We start from the raw sequence: 15,834 nt of genomic DNA on the forward strand, positions 1-15,834 counted from the left end.
GCGCGTGGTGGAGGAGGAGTTCGGGATCGAGGTGCCCGAGGGGATCACACTGCTGAGCTGACGACCACGGCCACCGGCTCAGCGCTCCGGCAGCAGCGCCATCGCGCCGCCGCCGGTCGCGCCGATCACCCGTAGATCCGGGTACTTGTCCAACCACCCCGCGAAGGCGATCATGGCCATGCCCAGGGTGACGTCGTCGAACCGGCCGATCTGCTCGACGAAGCCGATCTCGTCGACCCGTTCCGTGCCGACCGGTTCCGCCGGGGCGTGCACCAGGACCGGTACCCCCGCCTCCGCGGCAAGCGCGAAGAAGGAGTCGGCACGCGCGGAGCCGAGCAGCTCCCCGTGGACGCTGGACGTGGTGATCAGGCCGACGAAGGCCGGGTCCTCCAGGGTCTCCCGCACCCCGTCGAGGTGATCGTCGTCCCCGAACGGGTTGGCGTACACATAGCCGCGCAACCGGTCCGGGAACCTGGCGATCAGCCCCGACATCCAGGCGTGGAAACTGCGCAGCCGGTCTCGTGGTTGCGCGTAGTTGTCCACGCCCGGTACCCGCGCCATCGCTCCGGCGCCGACGGGGCTGCCGATGATGGTGAGGTCGATGCCGGCCTCGGCGCGAGCGGCGAGCATGCCGTCGACGTCGGTCAGGCTCGGCGGCATGGGGAAGCGTTTGGCCGCCTCCGGCGGGGAGAGATGCCCGTGGATGTCGATGATCACGTGTCGCTACCCGGTTTCGGTGTGAGTGCGCGGTTTTGGTGCGAGTGCACGGGTGACCGCGGCACAGTCCTGGTCGCCCAGTCCTTGCTCGGTGGCACGGACGTGGGTCTCCGCCGCGGCGGCCGCCAGCGGCAGAGTCAGGCCGACTGCTGCTGCCTGCTTGGTAGCGAGCATGAGGTCTTTCGCCATAAGCCGCAGCCGGAAGTCCGGCTCTTCGAAACGGCCGGAACCCAGGCGCCTCGACTTGAACGCCATGACCGGAGAGGCGAAGCCGCTGCCTGCGACGGTCTTGAGGACCAGCTGCCGGTCGAGTCCGCAGGCGCCCGCCAGTTCGGTGACCTCGGCCAGGGCCTGTACCTCTATGCCCATCAGGAGGTTGAGGCACAGTTTCATCCGCATGCCGGAACCGAGTGCGCCCAGATGGACGACCTCCTTGCCCAGCATCTCCAGCAGCGGGCGGCCGGCGTCGAACGCCTGCTCCTCGCCGCCGACGAAGAGCCGCAGCTCGCCGTCACGGGCGTGGTCGCGGTTGCCGAGCATCCCGACGTCCAGAACCGAGGGGATGTCCCCGGCGATCTGGACGACCTCTTCGGGGGAGACGGTGCTGGCGCAGATCAGGACGCCGGGGTAGGGGCCCTCGGCCAGCACGCCGTCGGGTCCGTGCAGCACGGAGCCGAGGGCTTCGCCGTCGGCGACGACGCAGATGGCGGCACTCGTACCCGCGACGGCGTCGGCGGGGTGCGAGGCGACGAAGGCGCCTGCCTCGGCAAGCGGTCCGGCTCGCTCCGAGGTACGGTTCCAGACTCGGGCCGGTATTCCCTGATCGAGGAGGCGGGTGGCCAGGCCGGTGCCCATCGTGCCGAGCCCGAGTACGGCGACGGGGCCGTTGGCGGTGCGCGTCATGACATCACTCCCTTGGTCTCCTTGACGACTCGGAACCGCAGCGACTGCGTCGAGTCGACCCACTGGCGCAGCGGAGCCACCAGTGCGCGGTGCTCCTCGCTCTGCTGCCAGGCGAAGAAGTGCTCGGCCGTCTGCCACTCGCTGGTGATGACCCACTGCCGCGAGTCGTCCACGGGTGCTCCCAGCCTCTCGACGATGTGGCCGGGGGTCTGGGCCACGGACTTGCGGAGCTGGTCGTAGAGATCCAGGAATCCCTGCTCGCCGCCCTCGATCACTCGGACGGTGAAGACGACGCTCAGCTTGTCGGCCGGTTGGCCGCTGTTCCTCGTGCCCATGTCTCCTCCTGAGGGTGAGATCCGGTAGGACACGACTCCCACAGCCTCATGTCCCCCGTGCGGACGCAACTCCGAATGGGGGACATGCCAACGGGTACAAGGGGACAACCCTTTGTGGTTGCTCTGTTCGGGTGAGTGACGAGGTGGTGCGTTTTGCCGGTTGCAGGCCGCGGATGGCCGCACCCGAACGGGGGTCTGCAACCCCCTTTCGTATCCCTCGAACCACGCCGGATCAGCCGCCGTCGGCGAGCCCCGTCCCGTCCGGCACGGCGTGGCCCGGGCATGGGCAGCCGTGCCGTGGGGCGGTGGTCGCCTCGGTCGTTGTCATTGCGGGCGGCCGTCACGCCGGCGCGTCGGGCCTTTCTCCACCCCTGACCGTCAGGCCGGGCGGACCACGCTGTGGATGATCGAGTCGCCGCCGTAGTAGATGGATTCCTCGCGGACGTAGGCACCGGGCTTCGGGGCGTGGATCATCATGCCGTTGCCGATGTAGACACCGACGTGGCTGATGTCGTCGTAGAAGAAGACGAGGTCGCCCGGCCGGGCGTCGGTCAGGGGCACCGTCGTACCAGCGCTCACCTGGTCGTAGGTGGTGCGCGGCAGGGAGACGCCGGCGGCCTTCCAGGCAGCCTGGGTGAGGCCGGAGCAGTCGTAGGAGCCGGGCCCGGTCGCACCCCAGACGTACGGCTTGCCGATCTGTGCGCGGGCGAAGGCGAGCGCTTTCGCTGCCTTGGTGGCGGACGTGGAGCCCGACGGGGAGGTGGAAGTGCCCGAACCCGAACCCGAGGATGAACCCGAGGTCGAGCCGGAATTCGAGGTCGAGCCCGAAGACGGGCTCTGCTGCTTCGCCGCCTGCGCGGCCGCGGCCTGCTGCTTGGCGAGTTCCGCCGCCTTCCGCGCCGCCTCCTCCTGCTTCTGCTTCTCGATCGCCGCGAGGCGTGCCTTTTCCTCCGCCGTCAGCGTGGACAGCAGCTCCCGCGCGGTGGACAGCTTCTTCTGGACGGTGGACTTGGCCGTCTTGAGGTCGTTCTGCGACTGGGTCAGCGTTTTGAGGCTCTTGACAGCCTCCCGCCGCGTCTTCATGGTCGCGGACTGCTCGGTGACGTAGTCGTCGACCGCGCCCTTCTGGCGGGAGGTCAGCCGGCTCATCAGCTGAGCCTGGTCGAAGTAGTCCTGCGGGGAGTCCGCGAGCAGGAGGGTCGCGGTGTCGGGGGATGCGGCCCCGGTCCGGTACTGGGCCGCGGCGAACGAACCCAGCTCCTCACGCGCCTTGTTGAGCTTGGCCGTGCGCTTGGCCACGTCGTCGAGCAGGGTGTCGACGCGCTTGCGCTCCTTCGCGGTCTTCTCCTTGGCCGCGTCGTACTTCTCGGTCGCCGACTCGGCCTGGCGGTACAGGCCGTCGACCTTCTTCTGGACCTCTTCGAGGCTCGGCTTGTCGTCGGCGGAGGGGGTGGCATGGGCGGTCTGGGACAGCAGGGCCACGGAGGTGAGCGCGGCCGTGGCGAGCACGGGGGTGCGTATGCCGGCTATGCGCGGACCCGTGGGGCGCGACTTGCGGTGCGACGCCAAGGGAGGCGACTCCTTCCATGTTCCGCCTACCGAGTTAGCTGTCGGGTTCGGGCGGATGGTTCGGAAGGGTTGCCCTACGACCCTTCCCCGGAGGGAGTTGGGCCGATTCACCCCAAGGTCGGTGGGTCCCCGGCTCCGGCTGCCGCGCGGGCGTGCCGGACTCGGCGGAGGCCGCACGGCCCGGCGAGGTTCGCCGGTGTAGGTCGGGCGGCCTGGCGGGAACGCTAGCCAACTCGTGTGGCCCCTGTGAAGGTTGGTGGGCGATATGTCCGATACATTTTCGTGACCTTTTCTCGGTGGCGTCGTTGAGTGCCGTCAGTCTGCCTTGGTGTGGGATGAGTCGGCCGGAATTGCGATGCCTGCCCATGTCTCCCCGCGTCCGGGCGAGGGGTGGATCGTGCCCCGGCCGGACGGCCCTCAGGTGATCCGCAGGAAGTGCCCTCGTCGGCGTCACCGGCGGTCAGCCCGTTTCCGGCCGTCCTGGCCGTCCGCCAGTCCAAGGCGATATGCAAGAGACGGTCGAGCGGTCCTTCCGGTTACATGGACCTGCCGCCGGCAGCCACCAGGTGGTCGGCAGACCCAGTCGTCGGGAGAGGGATCGTTTGCGTGACGCACTGCTGGGGCTGGCCGAGAATCCGGCCATGCCCGCGAAACTGTTCGCCGGGCTCGTGGCGAGCGGCGACGAGGAGGTCCTGTTCACGCTGGCCGATCGTGAGCGGCTGACGCCCCCACAGGTAAGGGATCTGCTCGCCGTCGGCAACCCGTCGCTCACCTGTTTTCTGGTCCGGAGCGGGCTGGTGCCCTGGCCCGAGATTCCCCAGGAGCATCCCGGACGGCTGCTCGACGCGATCCTCGGCGGGGTGGCGCCGGCCGCCGCCTGGCGGAAGGCCGCCACCGATCCGGACCCCGAGGTACGGCAGGAAGTCGCCTACGCCCTCGACGCTCCCGCCGACGTCATCGCCTCCCTCGCCCACGACCCGGACCCGGCGGTCGTCGTCGGCGCTGCCGGGAACGCGCACCTTCCGCCCGAGCTGCTCTCCCACCTCGCCCGCCATCCCAGCACCGTCGTGCGGCAGGCCGTCGCCGACAACGAGAACGCGCCGCCCTCGCTGCTCGCCGCCCTCCTCGCCGACGGCGGGTGGCCGGTCCCGACCCGCTGCGGTGCCTGCCACCGCCGCGAGGCGGCGTGTGCGGACCACACACCCGGCATCCGGCGCGTCCGGCTGGTGGCCGCCGGCCACCCGGCCGTTCCGCCTGAGGGGCTCGCTGCTTTCCTGGACGCCCCCGAGGTCTGGACGGTCACGATGTTCGCTGCCCGCACCGACCTGCCGGCCGACTTCCTGAAGCGGCTCGCCACCCACCCCTCCTGCGACGTCCGCGCTGTGATCGCCGCGAACCCTGCGGTCCCCGACATCTTGCTGCGTGGACTCGCCGCCGACCCCGCTGCCGAGGTCCGCCGAGCCGTCGCACAGAACCCGGCCGTCCCGCTCGACCTGCTCACCGCTCTGGCCGCTCACGAACGGCTGCCAGGCGAACCGGCACCCCGCGTCGAGTCCGCCACCGAGCGTGAACTCCGCACGCTGGCCACCGGTCGGGTGGCGCAGGCCAGGGCGCTGGCCGCCGACCGGACCCGGCTGCCGGGCGACCTCGTCGAACGGCTCGCCGCCGACCCGGACATCGCAGTGGCCCAGCGGATCGCCGCCCGCCCGGAACTGGCTCCCGAACGGCTCGCCGAACTGGTCGAAAGGCACGGGCCGCCCGTCTTCGCCGCGGTCGGCCGCCACCCCGGCTGTCCCGCCGACCTGTTGCACCGCATGGCGGCGCACCCGGCCGGCACCAGCCGCGCCCTGCGAGAGATCGCCCGCCACCCGGCGGCACGGTCCGAGACGCTGCTGCTCTGCCTGGCCGCCCAGGATGCCGACACGCGGCGCCACGCGGCCGCCCACCCCGCCCTGGCCCTCCCGGTCCTGGAAACCCTGATCGACGGCCCCGACAACTCCCTCGCCCGAGCCGCCGCGAGCAACCCGGTACTGCCCGAGACGGTGATGGAACGGGTCATCACGCGAGCCCCGAGATGAAGCCGGTGCCGGCCAGAAAGATTTCTGTCCCTGGTGCGGACGACGTCTCCCCGAGTCGCAGCGGGACCGGTGGTTCGACGAGCTGGAGCGCCGCGGGATCGATCCGTCCTGGGACGAGGTCCCTGCCGAGTTCCAGGACGACAGCTGGCTCGCCTCTCTGCGCCAGGAGTGACGAACCAGCAGCCCGTCGAGGCCAAGACGCTTCTGCCGCAGTGGCGAAGGCGCCGGCGCACGAGCTATTGACGGACCGTCAGATGATCGGGGCAGCCCGGTGAATCATGCCGGTATATGCAGACTGGTGCCGTGATGACGGTGAACGCCGTGGCGTTCGCACGTAGGTTTTTACCGTCCCATGGTTGCCGCCCCCACGGGTCCGGCAGACTCTTGGTCACCATGCCGTCGGGCAACTGGTTCTGCTGGTCACGGGGGGTGCAGGGGTCCCCCGCGCTGAGCGGGGAATGTTCATGCACCTCGAGTTCCGGCACCTCCGTATCCTGCTCACCGTGGCCGAGGCCGGCAGCATCCGCAAGGCCGCTGCACGGCTGCAGCTTTCCCAGCCCGCCACGAGCGCTCAGCTGAAGCGGATCGAACACGAGCTGGGCGGCCCGCTCTTCATCCGCAGCGCCGACGGGGTGACGCCGAACGAGAACGGGCAGTACGTCCTGCGCTGCGCCCGTGACCTCGTCGTCGGCTTCGACCGGCTGCGCGAGCATGCGCGATCGGCGGCCGAGGCGGACAGGCAGGCCACCGCTCCGCTGCGGGCGGGCGGAACCGCCGGCCCCCTGGTGTCCCTGCTGGTCTCCGCGCTCTTCGAACTCGTCCCGGAACGCCGGCTCACCATAGATGCCCGCCGTTCCGTGCACACCCTGGTGAAATCGCTGAGCCTCTCGAAATGCGACATCGCGGTGTTCGGCGAGTTCCCCGGCTTCCCCCTTCCGGTCGGCGAGTCGGTGGGGACGCGCACACTGCTCCGCGAGCCGGTCTTCGTCCTGCTCGCCGAGGACCACCCGCTGGCGTGCCAGGAGGCGGTCAGCCTCCATGAGCTGGCGGGTGAGGAGTGGGTCATGCCGGAGGCCGACGAGAGCGGTGTGCACGCGTACCTTCATCTCGCCTGTCGGTCTGCGGGATTCACTCCGCGCATCGCCCATGTGACGCCGGACCTGTCCGTGGCGCACATCCTGGTTGCCGGCCGCCGTGCCGTCTGCGGCGTATGGCCGACCGCGGACGTCCCCGCCCAGGGCACCGTGCAGCGACCGCTCGTGGACGTCCCGTTCTACCGGCGGCTCCTGCTGGCCTGGAACACGGAATCGGTTCTGCCCGAACTCGCCGACGCGGCGTGCGAGCGTCTGCTGGCCGCCTACCTGTCGCTGGTGCGGCAGCGGCCGCAGTATCTGGCCTGGTGGCAGGACGGGGGCGAGGAGTTCGCCCTGGGCGACGGCACGTGACCGGCCGGGCCACGGATCTCCCTGCCCTATAGCTCCGGGGTTATATCCCAGATGGAGTCACGTCAGGAACATGTCACCTGGTGAACACTTCGCGTCAACGTCCCCCAGGACGTCGTCACCCCACGACGAGCGAAGGAATCACCCCGTCATGCCCCGTCCCCTTCTTGCCCTTTCCGCGATGGTCGCAGCCGGCGTCATCACCACGGGTGCGATGGCCGTCCCCGCGCACTCGCAGACCAACGCAGTGCGGGGCGGAATATCCGTCCGCGACACGGCGATATCCCAGGCCAAGGCGAACGTGACCCGGCACGCCGACACCTTCGGTTTCGGCACGGGCCAGAGACTCCACGTCAAGGACGTCGTGATCGACGCCGACGGCACCCAGCACGTCCGCTTCGAGCGGACCTACCGCGGCCTTCCTGTCGTCGGCGGCGACTTCGTCGTCCACCAGAAGGCTGATGGCTCGCTCAAGGGATCCAACCGCGCCAAGGCCCACAAGGTGGCGCTCAAGTCCGTCGCTCCCGCCGTCGACGCCAAGGGCACCGCAGCCGGCGCCCTGAAGCGCTCGCACGGGTTGGTGCGCAACGCGAAGTCCACCCCCGAGCTGATCGTGTGGGCCGCCGACGGCACCCCCCGCCTGGCCTGGCGCACCACCGTGCAGGGCCTCGGCGACAAGGGTCAGCCGCACGGCCAGGTCTTCGTCACCGACGCCACCACCGGCGCGGCGATCGAGAACTACGACGCCGAGCGCGAGGCGACCGGCACCGGCCACTCCGAGTACACCGGTGACGTGAGCCTCGACACCACCCAGCAGGCCGACGGCACCTTCGCCCTGATCGACCCGGTCCGCGGCCACATCACCAAGGACGCACACAACCTCTCGTCCTCGTCCCTGAAGAGCACATCCGGCACTCTGTTCACCGACGCCGACAACACCTGGGGCGACGGCAAGAAGTTCTCCACCGACCGCGCCACCGCCGCCGTCGACGCGCACGTCAACACCGCGGAGACGTTCGACTACTACAAGACGACCTTCGGCCGCAACGGCATCAAGAACGACGGCCGCGGCGCCACCGTCTTCGTCCACGTCGGCACCAAGTGGGACAACGCCCAGTGGTCGGACTCCTGCTTCTGCATGATGACCGGTGACGGCGACGGCACCACCGACCCCGAGCAGGTCGACCTCGACACCATGGGCCACGAGATGACCCACGGCGTCACCTCGGCCACCGCCAACCTGCGCTACAGCGGTGAGTCCGGCGGCCTGAACGAGGCCACCAGCGACATCCTCGGCACCATGGTCGAGTGGTACGCCAACAACCCGATCGACACCCCCGACTACCTCTTCAGCGACCAGTCCACCCCGCCGTGGCTGCGCCGCTTCGACAAGCCGTCCCTGGACGGCCGCTCCGCCGACTACTGGTCGAAGTCCGTCGGCCGGCTCGACGTGCACAACTCCTCGGGCGTCGGCAACCACTGGTTCTACCTCGCCAGTGAGGGCAGCGGCACCAAGACCATCAACGGCATCACCTACAACAGCCCCACGTACAACGGCTCCACCGTCACCGGTATCGGCAACCAGAAGGCCTCCGCCATCTGGTACCGGGCGCTGACCGTCTACATGACCTCCACCACGGACTACAAGGGCGCCCGCACCGCGACCCTGAACGCGGCGAAGGACCTCTACGGCGCCACCAGCCCCGAGTACGCCACCGTGGCCGCGGCCTGGAGCGCGGTCAACGTCAACTGACGCACCGACGCGCCCCCCGATCCGCGGAAGCCGGGGCCCGGACGACGACGGGAACCCCCCAAAGTCGTCGCCCGGGCCCCGGCTTTCCGACGACGCAGTTGCGTACGTCAGGATGAGAGCCGCGAATGAGCGATCGGTGCGGCCGACCGACAAGCTGACCACGCTGTGCCTGGGGCGACGGCTGGTCACCGCTCGTGCGAGTTCGGCCTCGGCGTCGGTCGACGCCGTGCTGATGCGCGCCGCCTTGGCGGCCGACGAGACCGCGCTGGAGGACGTGCTCGCCCTCTGGGGGCTGCGGCCGGAACACTTCGGCTACCCGTGGCGTGGTGAAGTGTTCGACGTCAGAGAGGCGCTGGCAAAGGGACGTTACCGACCAGGTGAGGGCGGTCCGACAGCGCCATAACATCGGTGACGTGAAGGTCCATGGAATATTCAAGAATCGCCTGAGACCCGCTGTGGCCACCGCGTATTCGGCGGCAGCCATGCTGCTGGTTCTGGCGGGCACCGCTCAGGCTGCACCCGGCGACGACCCCGGGGCGCTGACCACCATCACCTCCTCCGCGGAGCTGTCGAAGCTCCAGCTGGTCGAGCACCGCGTCCCGACGGCCTCTCTCGACAACCTGGCGAGCGAGATGGGTACCTCCCGCGGGGTCGACCAGGTCCTCGCCAGTGCCAACCACCCGATGCGGAACGCGGCGAACTGCTACAGCACCGAGACCGCCGCCCTGCCGGTGAAACCGACCGCTGAGTCCTCCTACTGCTGGGACACCGGTGACGCGGTGGCGCAGGACTGGCTGCCGCAGTCCGTGACCTCCTCCGGAGACGCGGACAACGACGGCACATGGGGCACCGACAAGGTCATCCTGTCCGGATGGGGCCAGAACGGCACCACCACCACCGACCACATGGGCCGAATCGCCTTCATCGACGCCAATGACCCGAGCGACTTCAAGTACCGCTGGGTGCTGCCGGTCATCCCGCTCAACGGCGGCACCGACTACCGCGCACTCAAGTCCCACATGGGCGGCATGGTCTGGTACCAGGACAAGCTGATCGTCACGTCGTGGGAGGGCGACGCCGACAACAACGTGATGTACATCTTCGACATGAAGCGCATCCTCCAGGCGACCGTCAACAGCCCCGCGGTCGGCAAGGTGAGCGGCGGCTGGTCGGCGGACGGCTACCAGTACGTGATGCCGGCCATCGGCTCCTACAGCCTCGCCGGCGGGTCCTGCAGCTCTGCCAACGACGACTCCCGGCCCTGCTTCGGCTCCATCTCGCTGGACCGCAGCAGTGTGCCGGACAGTCTGGTCGCCACCGAGTGGTTCTCCTCCGGCGGCACGCAGCCTGCCCGCATCTGGCGGTACGACTTCAGCTCCGAGCCGGGCTACCTCGCCAAGGACAGCAGCGGCCACGTGGACGCCTCGAAGGCGTACGAGACGAAGGCCGTCGGGCTCCAGGGCGTGCTGTCGCACAGCGCCACCAGCGGCGGCACACCGAACTTCTACGTCGACGACGCGCGCGGCGGTGTCGGCCAGCACGGCATCCTGTGGCGGCAGAACACCAGCGAGGCCAAGGCGGCCGCCAACTGCGGGCAGGACATCACGTACGCCTGCTGGGGACAGCACACCGAGAGCATGTCCTACTGGTGGAGTACGGGCCGGGTGTGGACGCTCACCGAATGGGCGGCCGACAGCACGGGGCACTGGACAGGAACCGATAGTGCGATTCCTCAACGGGTGCTGTTCTCCGTGCCCCTGTCCTCGATAGACAGCTCACTCAGCTGACCGCGATGTGTGCCGCCGGGCAGCGAGTCCCGAGGCACACATCCGGTGTCCCAGGGCGCGGCGGACTTCCGCCGTGCCCTGGGACACCGCCGGCCGGCCGAGGAGCCGGAGGGGCTGGGTGGTCGTCAGGTCCGGCGTGCCAGCACGCTGAGAAGCGGTGCCGGGTTGTCACGGAAGTAGAAATGACCACCCGGAACCCGGTGCACCCGCACGGATCCGGTGCTGTGCTGTTCCCACTGCCCGAGCTCCTCGCGGGTGACGGCGTCCGCGTCCCCGCCGAGAACGTCCAGGCGCACCGGCAGCGGCTCACCCTCCTGGTGGCGGTAGTTCTCCAGCAGCGTGAAGTCCGCACGGAACTGCGGCAGCAGCAGGGCCATCAGATCGGCGTCCGCGGCGATCTGAGGTGGGATGCCGCCGTAGCGTTCGTCCAGGGCCGTGACCAGCTCGTCGTCCGTTTTGTCGGACAGCCGTGCCGCGCGGCGCGGTCGATGCGGTGCGGGAAATGCCGACACGATGAGCCGTTCGGGCAGCGGGCGCCCCCGGACGACCAGCTCTCGGGTCACCTCGTAGGCGACCAGCGCGCCGAGGCTGTGCCCGAAGAGATCGTAGGGCGGGACGAACTCCGTGTCGTCGAGCAGCCCACGTACCACCGAGGCCAGGTCGGTCAGCGGCGGCTCGGTGGCACGGGCTGCGCGTCCCGGCAGGCAGACGCCGTACACCTGGGTGCCCGGCAACTGCTGTCCCCAGCGGACGTACTCGCCGGGGAGCCCGCCCGAGTGGGGGAAGCAGTACAGGTGGCGCTCGGGGGGCTGGGGCAGGGGGCGGCCCGTCAGCCAGGGGTTGCGCCGGGCGGTCGTGCCGGGCGGCGCGGGGGAGGGCAGGGGGGCGGTCATCAGGCGGAAGTCTCCTTGGCGGAAGCGGATGCTGCCCCACGCTCTTGGAGCAGTGTGGCGAGCGCCGACGGGGTCTGGGAGCGCAGGACGTCCGCGGCCTTGACGGTGACGTCGAACGAGGCAGCGGCCCACGCGGCGAGCTTCGTAGCGGTCAATGAGTCCCCTCCGAGGTCGAAGAGGCCGTCGTGCGGGTCGATGTCCGGATAGCCGAGAGCCTGCGTGAAGGCGCCGAGCACCGCGTCCAGCACACGCGGGTGCTCCGCGGCCGGGCGTACTGGTGCGGCGGCCTCGGTGTCCGTCTGTGGCGTCGCGGTGGCGGGCGGCGCGGGGGTGGCGGACGCGGGCGGCGGTAGGTGGCCGCGGTGTGCGGACGACACCTCCGCAGCGCCGGGCTGGGGCGGTGCGGACACCAGGTGGACGCGGCGTTCGAACGGGTAGGTCGGCAGCGCCACCCGTCGTCGGGGCTGACGGCCGTGCAGCGCGGCGAAGTCGGGGCGCGCGCCGCGCGCCCAGAGTTCACCGACACCGGCCAGCAGCGTCGCCGCCTCCGATGCCTCCTCCGCCGGGTGCGGGGCAAGGCGGACGACGGCCTGCTTGGTGTCGTAGCGCGGATGCTGCCGGGCCAGCGTGGCCAGGGTGCGGCCCGGGCCGACATCGACGAGGACGCGGTCCGGAGTGCCGAACAGGGTGTCCAGGACCTCGCCGAACCGGACCGGCCGGCGCAGGTGCCGCACCCAGTAGTCCGCGGTGCGGATCTCCTCGGGATCCGCCCATGAGCCGGTGGTGTCCGAGAGCACCGGGAGAGTCGGTCGCTCCCGCGGGAGGCCGTCGACCACTTCGGCGAAGCGGCGGGCGATCGGCTCCACGAGCGGTGAGTGACCCGCCGTGGCGATCCGCAGAACCCGCGCCTCGATGTCACGGCCGGTCAGTTCCTCCGCGAAGCGGGCGACCGACGCGGCCGGGCCGGTGACGGTGCACTGGCCGGGGCCGTTCACCGCGCCGATCGTGATGCCGGCCGGGAGCATCGGCAGGACCTCTTCCTCCGGCAGGCGCACGGCCGCCATCGCGCCGGCGGGCACGGTACCGAGGAGCCGGCCCCGCTCCGCCACCAGCCGGGCCGCGTCCCTCGGCGAGAACACGCCGGCCACACAGGCGGCGGCGTAGGCGCCGAGACTGTGCCCCGTGACGGCGCTGGGACGCAGGCCCCACGACGTCAGCAGCCGGGCGGTGGCGTACTGCACCGCGAAGACCGCCGGCTGACCGACGCCGATGGTCGCCAGCCGTTCGGCCGCGACCAGCCGCTCCGCCTCCGTACCGGGATACAACACCTCCCGCAGGTCCAGTCCGAGGGGACCGGCCACCGCGTCGGCCACCTCGTCCAGATGCCGTCGGAACTCGGGCTCGCCGTCGTACAACTCGGCGGTCATGCCGACATGTTGGCCTCCCTGCCCGGGGAACAGGAAGACCTGCTCGGCGTCGGACAGCGCACCGACACCCGTGGCCGACGGCCGGCCGCGGAGCGCCGACACCGCCTCACGTGTGCCGTCGGCGACCACGAACCTGCGGTGGGCGTGGTGGGCGCGACCGGACTGCAGGGTCCACGCCGCGTCGGCCAGGTGAGTGTTCTGGTGCGCGTCCAGGTGGTCGGCCAGACGGCTCGCCGCGGCGTCGGCGGCCTCGGGGGTCCGGCCGGAGACCACCAGCAGCTGCCGGCCGTCGACCGGGGCCGAGGCCACGGACGGCGGCGCCTGTTCCAGCACCACATGGGCGTTGGTCCCGCCGACACCGAGCGCGTTGACGCCGGCGACCCGCGGACCGTCGCCCGGCCATGCGCGCGTGGTGCCGCTCACCTCGAACGCGGACGTGGAGAAGTCGATGGCCGGGTTGGGCCGCCGGTAGTGCAGCGTGGCAGGCACGATGCCGTGCTCCACGCTGAGGACCGCCTTGATGAAACCGGCCACCCCGGCCGCCGAGTCGGCGTGCCCGATGTTCGTCTTCACCGAACCGAGCAGACAGGGGCCATTCCGGCCGGAGCCGGACCCGAAGGCCCGGGTGAGCGCGGCCACCTCGATCGGGTCGCCGAGCGCGGTGCCCGTACCGTGCGCCTCCACATAGCCCACTTGCTCCGGATCGACACCGGCGACCTCGTGCGCGAGGCGGATCACCTCGGCCTGGCCCACCACGCTGGGTGCCGTGAACCCCGCCTTGTGCCGGCCGTCGTTGTTCACCGCGGAGCCCCGGATCACCGCGTGCACATGGTCGCCGTCCGCCAGGGCGTCCGCCAGTGGGCGCAGTACGACCACGCCCACCGCGCTGGCTCCGACCGTACCGTCGCTGTCGGCGTCGAAGGCGCGGCAGTGGCCGTCTGCCGAGACGATGCCGCCCGGGGTGTAGCGCATCCGGGGCAGGTGCGGGACGACGGTCGCACCGCCGGCGAGCGCGAGGTCGCACTCGCCGTTCAGCAGTGCCTGCACCGCCAGGTGCACCGCCACCAGAGAGGTCGAGCACGCCGTCTGCACGGTCAGTGCCGGCCCGGTCAGATCCAGGTGGTAGGCGAGGCGGGTGCTGACGAAGTCGGGTGCGGTGGCCTGCCGCAGCCGCCATTCGTCGAGGAACGGCAGCTCGTCGATGCGGGCGCGCACCGCCTCGGCGTACCCGTTGTTCCCGGCGCCCACGAAGACGCCGGTCACCGGGCGGTCCTCACCCCCGTGCCCGGCCCGTTCGAGTGCCTCGTGGGCGCACTCCAGCAGCAGCCGCTGCTGCGGGTCGGTGATGAGCGCGTCATGGGCCGACAGCCCGAAGTAGGCCGCGTCGAACTCACCGGCCCCTTCGAGCACTCCGTAGGCCGGCACATAGTCGGCGTGCGCCGGGTCGGCGCGGTCGGGCAGTACGGAGATCGTCTCCCGGGCGGCGCACAGGTTCTCCCAGAAGCGCTCCACGTCCGGAGCTCCGGGGAACCGGCCTGCCATGCCCACCACCGCGACGAGGTGTTCCTGGTCTTCCTGCTGGTCGTACGTCATCGAGAGTCCTTGGCGGGGTGGGTGCGAGTGTCCTCGGCGGGGTCGGCGGGGTCGGCGGGGTCGGCGGGGTCGGCGGGGTCGGTGGGCGAGGGCGCGGCGGGTGCCGGGGACGCGGTGCCCACGGCGCCGAAGACGAACAGGGCGGCGGCCGTGAGCTGCAGGGCGGCCAGCGCCCAGAAGGCGGGGGTCAGCCCCGCCTTCTGGGCCAGCGTGCCGGAGAGCACCCAGCCCGCCGTGCCGCCGGTCAGCGTCAGCGCCATGGCCACCGTGAGCGCCTCGGGCCGCTGTGCTTCGGGGATCCGCAGCACCCGGACGGTGGCGACCGGTGCGGAGGAGACACCGTTGAGGAAGCCGACGACCACCAGCAGGCAGAACAGGCCCGGTAGGCCGAGCGGCAGCGGGAGCGCGAGGAACCCCACGCCCAACGCCACCCGGCCGGTGAGAGCGAGGGTCCGGGCAGGCAGCCGGCGCAGCAGCCGTCCGGCCAGCAGGGTGCCCGTCAGCGCACCGCCGCCGAAGGCGGTCAGCAGGGCACCCGCCACGACGGAGGAGCCGTCCTCCCGCGACACGGCGATCACCGGCAGCAGAGCGAACAGCGCCTGCCAGGCCATCTCCCCGAGCGCCAGCGCCACCGACCAGCTGCCCAGCAACCGTTCCCGCATCAGCAGCCGGAACCCGGCCGCCGGGGTACGACGCCCCGGGCCGGCCGTGGTGCGGGGCGTGTGCGGCAGGTACAGGCGGAGCAGGACGGCCGAGCCGGCGAAGGAGACCGCGTCCACGATCAGCACGGTCGGAGCGCCGAACAGTGAGATGAGGACACCGCCGAGCACCGGGCCGAGCAGCACGCTGAGCCGGGTCGCGCTCTGCAGCGCGGCGTTCGCCCGGCCGAGCAGTTGCTCGTCCTCTCCGACGACGCTCGGCAGGATGGCCTGCTGACTCGCGGTGTACGGGGCGTAGAAGGCGCCGATCGCGAACATCACCACCACGAACGTGGCCGTGTTGAGGCAATCGAGGAAGTACAGCACGGGCAGCAGTGCCACCAGCGGGCCGCGGACAGCATCCCCGATGAGCATGACGTTGCGTGGGCCGAGGCGTCCGGTCCAGGAGGCGCCGAAGAAGCCGAACACCGCGATGGCGGCCAGCAGGGACGCCATGACCAGCCCCATGTCAGCGGCGGAGCCGGTCAGTTGCAGCACGAGCCAGGGCATGGCGATCGCGCTGAGCTGGGTGCCGAGCATGGAGATGGTCTCGGCCACGAGGAGCACGCGCAGCGTCCGATGGTGCCGGATGCCGGGTGCGGGCGTGACAGGGGCGGCCGGAGTGGTTCCGTTCGTCAT

General features: G+C 70.8%; 12 protein-coding genes and 1 riboswitch. Of the genes, 5 read left to right on the forward strand and 7 right to left on the reverse strand.

What is annotated here, in order from left to right; all coding sequences use genetic code 11:
* Positions 1-78: 78 nt before the first annotated feature.
* The 4 genes from ABZ471_RS38885 to ABZ471_RS38900 form a co-directional block, all read right to left on the reverse strand.
* Complete coding sequence (locus tag ABZ471_RS38885) at positions 79-717, reverse strand: amidohydrolase family protein (RefSeq protein ID WP_359073391.1); 639 nt, start codon at positions 715-717, stop codon at positions 79-81.
* Positions 718-723: 6 nt separating this feature from the next.
* Positions 724-1,620 carry an NAD(P)-dependent oxidoreductase gene (locus tag ABZ471_RS38890; protein ID WP_359073393.1) on the reverse strand — a complete coding sequence of 299 codons (897 nt, stop codon included), beginning with the start codon at positions 1,618-1,620 and terminating at the stop codon, positions 724-726.
* Positions 1,617-1,955, reverse strand: coding sequence for an antibiotic biosynthesis monooxygenase family protein (locus ABZ471_RS38895; protein ID WP_359073395.1), 339 nt, complete (start codon positions 1,953-1,955; stop codon positions 1,617-1,619). The genes ABZ471_RS38890 and ABZ471_RS38895 overlap by 4 nt, the downstream gene beginning before the upstream one ends.
* 378 nt (positions 1,956-2,333) lie before the next feature.
* Positions 2,334-3,524, reverse strand: coding sequence for an NlpC/P60 family protein (locus tag ABZ471_RS38900; RefSeq protein WP_359073397.1), 1,191 nt, complete (start codon positions 3,522-3,524; stop codon positions 2,334-2,336).
* A gap of 8 nt (positions 3,525-3,532) precedes the next feature.
* Positions 3,533-3,701: riboswitch (cyclic di-AMP (ydaO/yuaA leader) on the reverse strand.
* 425 nt (positions 3,702-4,126) lie between these two features.
* Between ABZ471_RS38900 and ABZ471_RS38905 the strand changes: the two genes are divergently transcribed.
* From ABZ471_RS38905 to ABZ471_RS38925, 5 genes are all read left to right on the forward strand, one after another.
* Positions 4,127-5,602 carry a hypothetical protein gene (locus tag ABZ471_RS38905; RefSeq protein WP_359073399.1) on the forward strand — a complete coding sequence of 492 codons (1,476 nt, stop codon included), beginning with the start codon at positions 4,127-4,129 and terminating at the stop codon, positions 5,600-5,602.
* Positions 5,603-6,066: 464 nt separating this feature from the next.
* Positions 6,067-7,047 carry a LysR family transcriptional regulator gene (locus ABZ471_RS38910; RefSeq protein WP_359073400.1) on the forward strand — a complete coding sequence of 327 codons (981 nt, stop codon included), beginning with the start codon at positions 6,067-6,069 and terminating at the stop codon, positions 7,045-7,047.
* A 148-nt stretch (positions 7,048-7,195) separates the two neighbouring features.
* Positions 7,196-8,797, forward strand: a complete 1,602-nt coding sequence (locus ABZ471_RS38915) for a M4 family metallopeptidase (RefSeq protein ID WP_359073401.1) — start codon at positions 7,196-7,198, stop codon at positions 8,795-8,797.
* A gap of 136 nt (positions 8,798-8,933) precedes the next feature.
* Positions 8,934-9,200, forward strand: coding sequence for a hypothetical protein (locus ABZ471_RS38920; RefSeq protein WP_359073403.1), 267 nt, complete (start codon positions 8,934-8,936; stop codon positions 9,198-9,200).
* 52 nt (positions 9,201-9,252) lie between these two features.
* Positions 9,253-10,584, forward strand: a complete 1,332-nt coding sequence (locus ABZ471_RS38925) for a hypothetical protein (protein WP_359073404.1) — start codon at positions 9,253-9,255, stop codon at positions 10,582-10,584.
* A 125-nt stretch (positions 10,585-10,709) separates the two neighbouring features.
* Here the strand turns inward: ABZ471_RS38925 and ABZ471_RS38930 are convergent, their stop codons facing one another.
* From ABZ471_RS38930 to ABZ471_RS38940, 3 genes are read right to left on the reverse strand one after another with little or no spacing between them, the layout of a single operon-like run.
* Positions 10,710-11,477 (reverse strand): alpha/beta fold hydrolase, encoded by a 768-nt coding sequence (locus ABZ471_RS38930; RefSeq protein ID WP_359073406.1) that lies wholly within the window; start codon positions 11,475-11,477, stop codon positions 10,710-10,712.
* Positions 11,477-14,497 carry a beta-ketoacyl synthase N-terminal-like domain-containing protein gene (locus ABZ471_RS38935; RefSeq protein WP_359073408.1) on the reverse strand — a complete coding sequence of 1,007 codons (3,021 nt, stop codon included), beginning with the start codon at positions 14,495-14,497 and terminating at the stop codon, positions 11,477-11,479. Before ABZ471_RS38935 ends, ABZ471_RS38930 begins: the two co-directional genes overlap by 1 nt.
* A complete protein-coding gene (locus ABZ471_RS38940; RefSeq protein ID WP_359073410.1) occupies positions 14,494-15,834 on the reverse strand; it encodes an MFS transporter in 1,341 nt (446 codons plus the stop codon). Before ABZ471_RS38940 ends, ABZ471_RS38935 begins: the two co-directional genes overlap by 4 nt.

Source organism: Streptomyces sp. NPDC005728, from assembly GCF_040630895.1.
In the GTDB taxonomy this organism is placed as follows: domain Bacteria; phylum Actinomycetota; class Actinomycetes; order Streptomycetales; family Streptomycetaceae; genus Streptomyces.

What these genes read in the sequence shown, in the direction of transcription:
- ABZ471_RS38890 (WP_359073393.1), bottom strand. Translation starts at nt 1,620, where the DNA reads ATGACGCGCACCGCCAACGGCCCCGTCGCCGTACTCGGGCTCGGCACG.
- ABZ471_RS38895 (WP_359073395.1), bottom strand. Translation starts at nt 1,955, where the DNA reads ATGGGCACGAGGAACAGCGGCCAACCGGCCGACAAGCTGAGCGTCGTC.
- ABZ471_RS38910 (WP_359073400.1), top strand. Translation starts at nt 6,067, where the DNA reads ATGCACCTCGAGTTCCGGCACCTCCGTATCCTGCTCACCGTGGCCGAG.
- ABZ471_RS38915 (WP_359073401.1), top strand. Translation starts at nt 7,196, where the DNA reads ATGCCCCGTCCCCTTCTTGCCCTTTCCGCGATGGTCGCAGCCGGCGTC.
- ABZ471_RS38930 (WP_359073406.1), bottom strand. Translation starts at nt 11,477, where the DNA reads ATGACCGCCCCCCTGCCCTCCCCCGCGCCGCCCGGCACGACCGCCCGG.
- ABZ471_RS38935 (WP_359073408.1), bottom strand. Translation starts at nt 14,497, where the DNA reads ATGACGTACGACCAGCAGGAAGACCAGGAACACCTCGTCGCGGTGGTG.
- ABZ471_RS38940 (WP_359073410.1), bottom strand. Translation starts at nt 15,834, where the DNA reads ATGACGAACGGAACCACTCCGGCCGCCCCTGTCACGCCCGCACCCGGC.